Genomic DNA, 12,092 nt, shown 5'->3' with positions numbered 1-12,092 from the left:
AAAATACCGGATATACAGGGGCGATATTGATGCAAGCTGTCCGATACAGACCTGAAATTGACGGATTGCGGGCTGTCGCCGTGCTATCCGTTATTATTTTCCACCTGAATAACCGTTGGCTGCCCGGAGGATTCCTGGGGGTGGACATTTTCTTTGTCATCTCAGGATTCCTCATTACCGGCATCATTCTTGCCGAAATACGGGACGGTTCTTTTTCTTTCCGGGATTTTTATACCCGCAGGATTAAGCGGATTTACCCTGCCTTTATTGCGGCCGTGTCGCTGGCTTCGGTGATTGCCTCTCAAATCTTCCTTTACGAAGATTTCAACCAAATGCGGAAAACCGTGGAGCTTTCTGCGGTTTTCTTGTCCAATATTTATTTGGGGTTTCAGCAGGGGTATTTCGATTTGAGTGCCAACGAGAACCCCGTACTGCATATTTGGTCTTTGGCGGTAGAGGAACAGTATTACCTCCTGTATCCCCTTTTGCTGATATTCTGCTGCAAAAAAACCAAATCGCTACGGGTGCTGCGTAACATCAGCATCATCCTGTTTCTGATTTTGACTGCCTCATCGTTTTTGCCAAGCGGGTTTTATACCGACATCCTCAACCAACCCAATACTTATTACCTTTCGACACTGAGGTTTCCCGAGCTGTTGGCAGGTTCGCTGCTGGCGGTTTATGGGCAAACGGAAAACGGTAAACAGCAAACAGAAAATGGAAAACGGCAGTTGCTTTCATTACTCAGCCTGAGCGCGTTGCTTATCTGCCTGTTTGTGATTGACAAACATGATCCGTTTATCCCGGGAATTACCCTGCTCCTTCCCTGCCTGCTGGCGGCACTGCTTATCCGGAGTACGCAATACGGGACACTTCCGACCCGCATCCTGTCGGCAAGCCCCATCGTATTTGTCGGCAAAATCTCTTATTCCCTATACCTGTACCATTGGATTTTTATTGCCTTCGCCCATTACGTTACAGGCGACAAACAGCTCGGACTGCCTGCCGTATCGGCGGTTGCCGCATTGACGGCCGGATTTTCCCTGTTGAGTTATTATTTGATTGAGCAGCCGCTTAGAAAACGGAAGATGACCTTCAAAAAGGCATTTTTCTGCCTTTATCTCGCCCCGTCCCTGATACTGGTCGGCTATAACCTGTACGCGAGGGGGATATTGAAACAGGAACACCTCCGCCCGCTGCCCGGCGCGCCCCTTGCTGCGGAAAATCATTTTCCGGAAACCGTCCTGACTCTCGGCGACTCGCACGCCGGACACTTGCGGGGTTTTTTGGATTATGTCGGCGGCAGGGAAGGGTGGAAAGCCAAAATCTTGTCCCTCGATCCGGAGTGTTTGGTTTGGGTGGATGAGAAGCTGGCAGACAACCCGTTGTGCCGAAAATACCGTGATGAAGTTGAAAAGGCCGAAGCCGTTTTCATTGCCCAATTCTATGATTTGAGGATGGGCGGACAGCCCGTGCCGAGATTTGAAGCGCAATCCTTCCTGATACCCGGATTTCAAGCCCGATTCAGGGAAACCGTCAAGAGGATTGCCGCCGTCAAACCCGTCTATGTTTTTGCAAACAACACATCAATCAGCCGTTCGCCCTTGAGGGAGGAAAAATTGAAAAGATTTGCTATAAACCAATATCTCCAACCTATTCAAGCCATGGGAAATATTGAAAAGAGCAATCAGGCGGTCTTTGATTTGGTTAAAGATATCCCCAATGTGCATTGGGTGGACGCACAAAAATACCTGCCCAAAAACACGGTCGAAATACACGGCCGCTATCTTTACGGCGACCAAGACCACCTGACCTATTTCGGTTCTTATTATATGGGGCGGGAATTTCACAAACACGAAAGCTTGCTCAAGCATTCACACGGCGGTGCATTGCAGTAGCCTGCCTTGCCGTCCGATATCGTTTGTGCTGCCGTGCACCGTTTCCCGTTCAGGTCGGCGGACGGTTCTCATTTGCCGTTTTGAGAGACAGTGGCTGGAAATAACTGTTCTCTTGATGCTTTTCCCTCCCCTGCGGGAGGGAATTTTTAATCAAAACCCCAATTGCCTTTCCAAACTCTCCACCAGATTGTCATCCAGTTTCAAAGCCTGCGACAGGCGGGCGAGGAAGACGGTTTCTTTCCGCGACAAATCGGCACATACCAGTCTTGCCGCCAGATAGGCCTCCGCCGCCAGTGCCTCATCGTTGCCGACGGAGGCGGCGATGTCTTCGATGCTTGCGGGAAGGCGGTATTCGGCGGCGAGCCATGCGGCAGTTTCGGGGTCTGTGCCGCTTTCCTGTCCGATAGCCCGGCGTTCGGCTTCGTCTATCATGCCGTCTGAAGCGGCGGCGGCTATCATGGTGCGCAATACGGTGCGGCTGTATGTTTCTTCAGTTTCTCCGGCAGGTTGGAAATCGCTTTGTGTTACGGTTGCCCGCCCTTTGTTTTGCTGCCACATCTGATAGCCCCGGTAGGCGAGGTAGCCCAAAGCGGCGGCCGAACCGATTTTGGTGATGGTTTTGCGGTTTTTACCGTTCAGCAGCATGGAGGCGACACCGGCAACCAGCGCGCCTCCGCCAAATGAATTGAGCGGGCTGTCGGAGAATGTGGTGCCTTTTTTTTGAACCGTGCTTAAGACTTGGTTGAGCAGCCGGGTGAAGTTCATGATTTTTCCTTTCTGTTGCGGGAAGGGCGGTATGTTTACCCTATCCTTTTAAACGGTGGCAGGCCGGCTAGTAATTGTTGACCGTACCGCTGTGTTTTGATGCGGTTGTCGAGGATGGTTACGCGGCCGTAGTCTTGTTCGGTGCGGATGAGGCGGCCGACAGCCTGGATGAGTTTGATGCCGGCTTCGGGGACGGTGATTTCAATAAAAGGGTTGCCGCCGCGCTGTTCTATCCAGCGGTTTTGGGTTTTTTCGATGGGGTTGTCCGGCATCGCAAACGGCAGCTTGGCAATGATAACTTGCACGCAGGCTGTGCCGGGCAGGTCGAGGCCTTCGGCAAAACTGTCGAGGCCAAAAATAATGCTGGCTTTGCCTTCTTCTATGGCCTGGTGGTGTTTTTGCAGGAGGACGGCTTTGGGTAATTCGCCTTGTACGAGCAAGAGCGGCAGGTAGTCTCCGGGCAGGCGCAGGGCGACATCCTGCATTTGTTTGCGCGAGGAAAACAGGACGAGCGTGCCGATGGCTTCGGTGGGTGAAATAAGCTTGGGCAGCCATTCGATGATGGCGGCGGTGTGGGCTTCGGGGTCTTTGGGGCTGGCGTATATGGGGGGGATGTAGAGTTCGCCCTGTTTTTCAAAGTCAAAGGGGCTTTTGAGGGCGAGGGTGGTGGTTTCGGGCAGCCATTGCAGCCCGGTTTGGCGCAGCATTAGGTTAAAGTTGCCCAAGGATTGCAGGGTGGCGGAGGTCAATACCGCGCCTGCCGCGCGCCGCCATAGGCTGTTGGCAAGGTGGGACGCGCTGCTGATGGGGCTGGCGTTGAAAATGTAGTCGTTTTTGTCGTCGGCACGGCGGGTTATCCATTTTGCCAGCGGCTCTTCGCCTTCGAGGGGGACGGTGGAGAGCAAATCCCAAACCGCGCTGATTTGTTCGATACGGGCGATAAAAAGGCCGAACTCGCTGGTCAGGCGGTCGAGGAGCGCGCCGTCTTGTTCTTTTTCGCGGCGTGCGGCAGAAAGCGCATCGTTCAGCCCGATAACGTGTTTGAGCAGGCTGCGCGCAGCAATGGCCGTATTGGAAACGGTGGTTTCGAGGCCTTCGGGGATTTTGCCGTCTTCCCACAGCCAAGTCGGTTCGCTGTTGGTTCGTCTGTCGTTTTCAGACACCCCCAGACTTAAAGACGGCTCTTCTGCCAAATGGAATTGCCATTCATGCAGGCTGTCGAGCAAGGATGCGGCGGCTTCGTCGGCCAGGTTGGCAAGTTCGGCTTTATCGGTAAGTGCGGCAATTTTGCCGGTAAGCTGCGGCAGTTTTTCCAGCGTCCATACGGAAATATTCCATGAATGTTCGGCGGCAAAACGGCTGAGGGCTTTTTTGGGCAGGTGGTGCGCTTCGTCTATGCAATAAAAACTGTTTTCGGGCGCAGGCAGAATCACGCCGCCGCCCATGCTGATGTCGGCAAGCAGAAGGTCATGGTTGGCAACGACGACATCGACGGTTTCCAAGACATCGCGTGCCAGGTAAAAAGGGCATTCCGGACGGTTGGGACAGGCGGTTTTCAGGCAGCCGTGGCGGTCGTTGGTCACTTTGAGCCAAATCGCGTCATCGATTTTTTCCGGCCAAGTGTCGCGGTCGCCATTGAACCGTCGGGCGGAAAATTCGTCGGCGATGTCGCGCAGCAGCTTCAATTCTTCGGGCTTGGGTTTGCTGTCCCACAAGACGGCAGGGGCTTCAAAGCCGAGCAGGTTTTGCTGGGCGTTGCTTTGCGTCAGTTGATAGAGTTTGTAAGGGCAAAGATAGCGGCCGCGCCCTTTGGCAAGTGCAAAGGTCAGCTCCAAACCGCTTTTTTCAACCAGAAACGGCAAATCACGGTCAACCAACTGCTCCTGCAAGGCAACCGTCGCGCTGCTCACAATCAGCCGCTTGCCGCGCGTCTGCGCCATAATGCCGCCCGCAAGCAGGTAGGCAAGCGATTTGCCCACGCCGGTCGGGCCTTCGATTACGGCAATGCTCTCGCCCTCGCGCTTGGGCGGCTCGCCGCCCTCTTCGCGCGTCAACGTCCGCGAAAAAGCGTTGGCAACCGCCGCAATCATTTCCCGCTGCGAAGCACGCGGACGGAAACCGGGCAGGTTTTTGCCGATGTTTTGGTAATGGTCGCGGATGGCGTTTTTTTCTAAATCGGTGAGCATGGCGTTTTGTACGGCGGTAGAAGTGGGCTTATTTTAACATTGCACGGAAGCGGTACAATATCGTTGTCGGAAAGGGGGTGAGGTGAATCGTGCGGACGTGGTTGGTTTTTTGGTTGCGGCGTTTGAAATACCCGTTGTTGCTTTGGATTGCGGATATGCTGCTGTACCGGTTGTTGGGCGGCGCGGAAATCGAATGCGGCCGTTGCCCTGTACCGCCGATGACGGATTGGCAGCATTTTTTGCTGGCGATGGGAACGGTGTCGGCTTGGGTGGCGGTGATTTGGGTATATCTGATTATTGAAAGTGAAAAAAACGGAAGATATTGAGTCATTCGGACACAATGCCGTCTGAAACGGAAGTTCAGACGGCATTTGTTTTAGGTTGCCGTGCCGCTTAGGGGATACCGGCGACAGGATAGGCTGGATAGCCGTGGGTGTCGATGCTGCCGGCGGCGCGCCACGGGGTATGGATGACTGCCGCCGGTAGGTGGGCAAGCTCGGGGATGTGCCGTCTGACAAAGGTGCCGTCGGGGTCGGTCTTGTGTGCGGCGGCGGCAATGTCGGGGCAGGTTTGCAGTGAGGCGACAAGCCGCCAGTTACCTTGGTTGATTGCTGCATCGAAATCAGTCAGCTGCCGGGCAAACCATATCTCGCCTTCGCGGCGGGGGAGGTTTAAAACGTGGCAGAAAAAATCCGCGCTCAAGCGTCTCAGGGCGGGGTGGAGGCTGCCGGTTTTATGCAAACAGCGCATCGCGGCATCGATAATCGGAATGCCGGTCTGGCCCTGCTGCCAAAGCGTCAGGCGCAGGGTGTGTTCCGGATTGCTGTCTGAAGGGTCGTCATCCGTGTGCTGCAAGGCAAGTTGGAGGAAAAAATCGCGGCGGATGATGTTGTCCGCCCACGCGTTCAGACGGCGTTCGAGGCTTTCCCGCGCGAGCAGGCGCGGCGAGATGCAGCCGGCACTCAAATACGCGCCCATCAGCGAAGTGTTTTTTCGCGAAGGGAAATCCTTTAAAACGGAGTAGGAAGCCGCCTGTTCGAGAAACCGCCGCCACTGCCGCCAAGCCGCCGTTTCGCCGCCGTTTTGCGGCAGGAAGATGCCGTCTGAAAGCGCGGCAGGCTGCGGGGTGGGCAGGTTTTCGGGGAAGGGTTGGTGGTATGCCGTGAATAGATCCGGACCGGCGGGGGGTTGCTTGGAAAAGCGGCCGAGCCATACTTCGCGGTAGCGGTCGAAATCGGCATATGCCGTGCCGCCGTCGGGTATCAGGTCGGTTTTGCCGAAAACGGAACGGTCGTTGACGAAGGTTAACGCGATGCCGTGTTTGTCCAATTCGTGCCAAAGGGCGTTGTCGGCGAGTTTGTCGGAAAAAGTATGGGATTCGTCGGCGATGACGGCGCGGATATTGAGGCGGACGGCGAGCCGGACGAGCCCGGCAGGCGATGCCGCCGTGTAGAGCGGAATGCCGCGCCCTGCAAGCCCTTGGGCGAGTTCGGCGGCGGATTGGCGGTAGAACGCGGCGCGGCGCGGGTTGTCTGTTTCGGTATCGTCAATCCAGATACCGATAACGGGCGAACCTTCGGCAACGGCGGCGCATAAGGCGGTGTTGTCGCGGATACGGAGGTTTTGGCGGAACCAGACGAGCGTGTGCGCGGTGCGCGTGTCCGCATAAAGGGGGCGGGCGGTTTCAGACGGCATTTCGGCAGCCTTTCCTGCTGGCGATTTTTTCGTTCAGAAAATCGATGAAGCTGCGGACTTTCGCACTCAAAAACGCCCTGTCCGCATAAACGGCGTTCAGCCGGTCGGTCGGGACGGTATATTCGGGCAGCAGCCTCACCAGCGTGCCGCAGCGCAAATCGTGTTCCGCCGCCCAAAGCGGCTGATAACCGATGCACGCGCCCGCCTTAATCATTTCGCGCATCATCAGCGTGTTGTCGGTACGGATGACGGGGGTCAGCTCAAGCCGGTATTTTTTGCCGTCCGATTTGCGGGTGAGGTCGAGTTTCTGCTGGTTGGTGTAGGTCGGCAGGACGGCGGGTAGCCCCGCCACTTCTTCCGGCGTTTCCGGTACGCCGTTGCGCCTCAGGAAATCGGGCGAGGCAAACAGGGCAAATTCGATTTCCGCCAGCGGGCGCGCAATCAGCGACGGGGACAGGGTTTGGGAAACGCGCAACGCCAAATCCACGCCTTCGGCAATCAAATCGACGTGGCGGTTGTCCAAAATCAGTTCTAATGTTACTTCGGGATAACGTTCGCGGTATTCCGCCAGCCAGTTGCATATCTGGCTGCCGGCAAACCACAGCGGCATCGTTACGCGCAGCAGCCCCTGCGGTTTTTCCGTCCCCCCGGCGGCTTTTTGCGCGGCATCGTCGAGCGTGTCGAGCGCGTAACTGCATTGCCGGTAGTATTCTTCCCCGGCTTCGGTCAGGCTGAGGTTGCGGCTGTTGCGGTGCAGGAGTTTGGCTTGGACGGTGTTTTCCAAGTGGCTGACGTGTTTGCTTGCCATTGCGGTGGAGATGCCGAGCGCGTCGGCGGCGCGGGTGAAGCCGCCGCTTTGGATGACTTGGCGGAAAACTTTGATGCTGAACAGGGTGTCCATATTTTCTTGTGTGGAAAAGTTGTATCAATAAAAGCAGTATATATTTGAAAAGGGGAAACATCTATACTCTGCCGCCTGAAATGAAGACAAATATCAAAGGAGCTTTTATGTCCGATTGCTGCAACCGTATCCAACCTGTTCTGCTTTCTGTTTTGCGTATCGTAACCGCCTACCTGTTTTTGTTGCACGGTACGTCAAAATTCTTCGCCTTCCCCATTGAAATGGGCAGCGGTTCGCCCGGCGGGCTGATGCTGCTTGCCGGTATTTTGGAAGTCGTTGGCGGCATTTTGCTGGTGTTGGGCTTGTTTACGCGCCCTGCCGCGTTTGTTTTGTCCGGTCAGATGGCGGTTGCCTATTTTATGGCGCACGCTTCCGGAAATGCTTTGTTCCCGATTGCCAACGGCGGCGAGTCCGCAGTGCTGTTCTGCTTCGTATTCCTCTATATCGCGGCGTCGGGCGGCGGAGCATGGTCGCTGGACAGGCTGTTTTTTAAGCGTAAAGCCTGAACCGGACTGTCTAAAGTGTATTTTGTTGAATGTTTTTGAGGAAAAGAAATGACCCGTCAATCCCTGCAACAGGCTGCGGAAAGCCGCCGTTCCGTTTATTCGTTAAATAAAAACCTGCCTGTCGGCAAAGATGAAATCGTCCAAATCGTCGAACACGCCGTTTTGCACACACCTTCTTCGTTCAATTCCCAATCTGCCCGTGTAGTCGTGCTGTTTGGCGAAGAGCACGACAAAGTGTGGCAATTTGTCGAAGATGCGCTGCGTGCCGTCGTGCCTGCCGATAGTTTTGAACCGACCGCGCAAAAATTGAAGCTGTTTAAGGCGGGTGCGGCAACTATTTTGTTTTATGAAGATCAAAATGTTGTCAAAGGTTTGCAGGAGCAGTTCCCTGCCTATGCCGCCAACTTTCCCGTTTGGGCGGACCAGGCGAACGCGATGGTACAGTATGCCGTCTGGACGACTCTTGCCGTGGTCGGCGTAGGTGCAAACCTGCAACATTACAACCCCTTGCCCGATGCGGCGATTGCCAAAGCGTGGAATATCCCCGAAAACTGGTTGTTGCGCGCGCAAATGGTCGTCGGGGGAATCGGTGCGCCTGCCGGAGAAAAAACGTTCCAACCCGTTGCAGAACGTTTGAAAGTGTTCGGCGCATAATTTCGCGGGTAAAAAAATGCCGTCTGAACAGGATTCAGACGGCATTTTTCAGTATCAGGCAACGAGTTTTTCGCATTCTTTGATACAGTCGAGGCAGGACTCGTAACAGGCTTTGCATTCCGCATGGTGGGCAGCATGTTCTTTACAGGCTTTGGAACATTGTTTGCATGCTTCGAGGCATACTTTTGCCGCGTCGCGTGTCAGAGGGGAATTTTGTGCGGCAAGGTCGTGCACCGCGCCGCATAAGGCAAGCATCTGGCGCACGGCAACCGCGCAGTCGGACATAGACGTGTCGCCCTGGGTAAGCAGGGACAGACAGTGTGTCAGGCAAACCTGTCCGGCATCCAGACAGTGTGCGGCAGTTTGGCGGACGGCGGTGTAGGCGGATGCGGCGGCAGGCTGCATATCGTGATGATGATGGTGGTCGGCGTGTCCGTGTGCACGCGCGAAAGAAGCGGCGGAAGCCAGGGAGACGGCAGCGGCGCTGCCCAAAAATTGACGACGGTTCATAATGTTTCCTTTATGGTTTAAGAAAGTAGGGCAGGCACAAGGCACTCCCCCGCATACTGCCCCGACCGTGGGGCTTTTTTGAACAACCGACTGATTTTGCCGGTGCGGGATTGTCGCACGGACAGGCAGTTCGGCTATTCGGAAATTTAAGAAAAGGCGCGCCGCCCTGTTTTAAAATGATGCAAGATGGCACGCGGATATGGTAGCAGACAAAATGCCGTCTGAAAATCGGTTCAGACGGCATCCGTTTTCAAACCTTACAAACCCGGGAACATCCCTTTCATCCCCCTCATTCCTTTCGCCATACGCATCAGGTTGCCCAAGCCTTTCCCGCTGAACATCTTCATCATCTGCTGCATTTGTTCAAACTGTTTGAGCAATTTGTTCACTTCCTGCACGGTCGTACCTGCACCCATCGCAATACGGCGTTTGCGGCTGGCTTTGAGCAGGGCGGGGTTGGCGCGTTCTTTAGGGGTCATCGAGTTGATGATGGCTTCGACTTTGCCCATTGCTTTTTCAGCAGTGCCTTCGGGGATTTGTTTCGAGATTTGACCCAGTTCGCCCGGCATTTTTGACATCAGGCTTTCCAAGCCGCCCATATTGCGCATCTGCTGGATTTGTTCTTTAAAGTCATTGAGGTCAAAGCCTTTGCCTTTTTGTAGCTTTTTCGCCATTTTGGCGGCGGCTTCTTCATCAATACCTTTTTGGACGTCTTCAATCAGGGTCAATACGTCGCCCATGCCGAGGATACGGCTGGCAAGACGGTCGGGGTGGAAAGATTCGAGGCCGTTGATTTTTTCGCCGACACCGATAAATTTAATCGGCTTGCCGGTTACGTGGCGTACGGACAAAGCTGCGCCGCCGCGCGAGTCGCCGTCCATCTTAGTCAATACGACACCGGTCAGCGGCAGGGCTTCATTAAATGCCTGAGCAGTGTTCACCGCATCCTGACCCAGCATCGCATCGATGACGAACAAAGTTTCCACCGGGTTGACCGCCGCATGAAGCGCTTTGATTTCGTTCATCATCTCTTCATCGATTGCCAAACGACCGGCGGTATCGACCATCAAGACATCGTAAAAATGTTTTTTGGCGTAATCGACGGCGGCAGTTGCAATCTCAACCGGTTTTTGGTTGGTATCGGATGGAAAAAAGTCCACGCCGACCTGTTCGGCCAACAGACGCAGCTGTTCAATCGCGGCAGGGCGGTAAACGTCGGCGGATACCACCAAAACCTTTTTCTTCTGATCGTTTTTCAACAGGCGGGCGAGTTTGCCGACGGTTGTTGTCTTACCTGCGCCCTGTAAACCGGCCATCAAAACAATGGCAGGCGGTGAAACCGACAAATCCAGCGTTTTGTTTTCCTTGCCCATCAGTTCGACTAAGGCTTGGTTGACCACGCCGATAAATGCCTGATCCGGCGTCAGGCTGCCCGCCACTTCCTGACCGAGGGCCTTTTCTTTGACGTTGTTGACGAACTCTTTGACGACAGGCAGGGCAACATCCGCCTCAAGCAGGGCGAGGCGGACTTCGCGCAAGGCTTCTTTAATATTGTCTTCGGTCAGTTTGGCCTGCCCCCGGATGTTTTTGAGGACATTGCTGAAGCGGCTGGTTAAATTGTCTAACATACTGGTCCTTGGTCTGAATAAGAATAGCTTGCCCCATCAGGGGCATTCTTTGTTAAAATAAAATCAAAATAATTTGATGCGGCTTGTGTGCCAGACAGCATATCGGCAAATCCGTCAAGGCTTGCCCGAAACGGGGATTTTACAATTCCAACGTTAAAAGTTCCAATATTTCATAAGCGGCCGCATACGGCGCAACAGTATAGATAGAGAAAGTCCACCATGCCGACAGTTTTCATCTTTTTGACGGCGGTTTACGCAGGATTGGGTGCATTTGCATGGCACTGCCAACAGCAGGGGCGCGGCCGGGATTACCCGTGGAAGACGGAATTACCGGTTTTGGGCGCGGCATTGACCGTCCACGGCGCGGCACTACTTATGCCGGTCATTCAAGACAAAATCATCATTATGGGCTTCGGGTATTCCGGCAGCCTGATTGTTTGGATGATGCTGTTTATTTATTTTGCCGGCAGCTTTTTTTATCCGCTGCGCGGAGTGCAGTTGCTGCTGTATCCTTGCGCCGCACTGATGCTGCTGTCAGGTTTGGTTTTTCCTGGAAAATTCTCGGGATATGAAATTACCGACCTTCCCTTTATGCTGCATATTGGAACTTCGCTGCTCGCATACGGGCTGTTCGGCATCGCAACATTATTGTCCGTTTTGACCCTGCTGCTGAATCGGAGCCTGCACCGCAGGAACTTCTCCAAGCTCGCAGGATTCCTGCCGTCGCTGCTCAGTTTGGAAAAACTCATGTTCCAGGCCATGTGGGCAGGTTTCATCCTGCTGACCTATTCCGTCGTCAGCGGCACATTCTTCGCCGAAGCCGTATTCGGCAAACCCATGACCTTTACCCATAAAACCGTATTCGGCATATTGTCATGGCTGATTTACGGCGGACTGCTGCTCAAGCACAGCATGACCGCATGGCGCGGCAAAAAAGCCGCCGTGTGGACCATCATCGGATTTGTCAGCCTTATGATTGCCTATATGGGCAGCAAGTTCGTATTGGAAATCATTCTGAAAAGATAAGAAGAGCCAACAGATGCCGTCTGAAGCCCCAAGTTTCAGACGGCATATTCACAAAGGCGCACCAGCCAGAGGAGGGGGAGGAAGGGATTATTGGAGGCGGTGCAGCGTTTGGCGGAAATAAAAAACCTTATCCGACAGAGATATGACAACATTTCCCAAAAAAATCCCGCTGAAAGTATTGACCGTATACGTCTTCAAGCGTATAGTTCGCTTCTTCGCTGCTGACGAAACGGCGGTGATGAAGTAGTTCAAACGCTCTTTAACAAAACAGATTACCGATAAGTGTGAGTGCCTTGAGCCTCACACTGTTTGAAAGACAGACA

11 protein-coding genes are annotated in these 12,092 nt (G+C 54.2%); 4 read left to right on the top strand and 7 right to left on the bottom strand.

Features of this window, described 5'->3' with window-relative positions; genetic code table 11:
* Window positions 1–29: 29 nt before the first annotated feature.
* Complete coding sequence (locus Q3O12_RS03755) at window positions 30–1,898, top strand: acyltransferase family protein (protein ID WP_301669408.1); 1,869 nt, start codon at window positions 30–32, stop codon at window positions 1,896–1,898.
* A gap of 150 nt (window positions 1,899–2,048) precedes the next feature.
* Here the strand turns inward: Q3O12_RS03755 and Q3O12_RS03750 are convergent, their stop codons facing one another.
* The 5 genes from Q3O12_RS03750 to Q3O12_RS03730 form a co-directional block, all read right to left on the bottom strand.
* Window positions 2,049–2,663, bottom strand: a complete 615-nt coding sequence (locus Q3O12_RS03750; RefSeq protein ID WP_301669407.1) for a tellurite resistance TerB family protein — start codon at window positions 2,661–2,663, stop codon at window positions 2,049–2,051.
* A 35-nt stretch (window positions 2,664–2,698) separates the two neighbouring features.
* Entirely contained in the window at window positions 2,699–4,849 is a 2,151-nt protein-coding gene (dinG, locus tag Q3O12_RS03745; RefSeq protein ID WP_301669406.1) for an ATP-dependent DNA helicase DinG, read from the bottom strand.
* Window positions 4,850–4,877: 28 nt separating this feature from the next.
* A complete protein-coding gene (locus Q3O12_RS03740) occupies window positions 4,878–5,180 on the bottom strand; it encodes a hypothetical protein (RefSeq protein WP_301669404.1) in 303 nt (100 codons plus the stop codon).
* Window positions 5,181–5,242: 62 nt separating this feature from the next.
* Window positions 5,243–6,544 carry an FAD-binding domain-containing protein gene (locus Q3O12_RS03735; protein WP_301669403.1) on the bottom strand — a complete coding sequence of 434 codons (1,302 nt, stop codon included), beginning with the start codon at window positions 6,542–6,544 and terminating at the stop codon, window positions 5,243–5,245.
* A complete protein-coding gene (locus Q3O12_RS03730; RefSeq protein ID WP_301669402.1) occupies window positions 6,534–7,445 on the bottom strand; it encodes a LysR family transcriptional regulator in 912 nt (303 codons plus the stop codon). Before Q3O12_RS03730 ends, Q3O12_RS03735 begins: the two co-directional genes overlap by 11 nt.
* Window positions 7,446–7,552: 107 nt before the next feature.
* Here Q3O12_RS03730 and Q3O12_RS03725 point away from each other — a divergent pair, with 107 nt between their 5' ends.
* Complete coding sequence (locus Q3O12_RS03725) at window positions 7,553–7,951, top strand: DoxX family protein (RefSeq protein WP_301669400.1); 399 nt, start codon at window positions 7,553–7,555, stop codon at window positions 7,949–7,951.
* 48 nt (window positions 7,952–7,999) lie between these two features.
* Window positions 8,000–8,605, top strand: coding sequence for a nitroreductase family protein (locus Q3O12_RS03720; RefSeq protein WP_301669399.1), 606 nt, complete (start codon window positions 8,000–8,002; stop codon window positions 8,603–8,605).
* A gap of 54 nt (window positions 8,606–8,659) precedes the next feature.
* On the opposite strand, the gene Q3O12_RS03715 is transcribed toward Q3O12_RS03720, so the two are convergent.
* Together Q3O12_RS03715 and ffh are read right to left on the bottom strand one after the other, a co-directional pair.
* On the bottom strand, window positions 8,660–9,115 hold the full coding sequence (locus tag Q3O12_RS03715; RefSeq protein WP_118997772.1) for a four-helix bundle copper-binding protein: 456 nt from the start codon (window positions 9,113–9,115) through the stop codon (window positions 8,660–8,662).
* 257 nt (window positions 9,116–9,372) lie between these two features.
* Window positions 9,373–10,743 carry a signal recognition particle protein gene (gene ffh / locus Q3O12_RS03710; RefSeq protein WP_301669398.1) on the bottom strand — a complete coding sequence of 457 codons (1,371 nt, stop codon included), beginning with the start codon at window positions 10,741–10,743 and terminating at the stop codon, window positions 9,373–9,375.
* Window positions 10,744–10,962: 219 nt separating this feature from the next.
* Here ffh and Q3O12_RS03705 point away from each other — a divergent pair, with 219 nt between their 5' ends.
* The gene (locus tag Q3O12_RS03705) at window positions 10,963–11,769 is read left to right on the top strand and encodes a cytochrome C assembly family protein (RefSeq protein WP_013449598.1); all 807 of its coding nucleotides are present in this window, start codon (window positions 10,963–10,965) and stop codon (window positions 11,767–11,769) included.
* Window positions 11,770–12,092: the final 323 nt, after the last annotated feature.

The organism is Neisseria benedictiae, from assembly GCF_958267435.1.
Classification (GTDB): Bacteria; Pseudomonadota; Gammaproteobacteria; order Burkholderiales; family Neisseriaceae; genus Neisseria; species Neisseria bergeri.
Note: the sequence above shows the minus strand (reverse complement) of the source record. Positions and strands in the feature narration are given on the sequence as shown.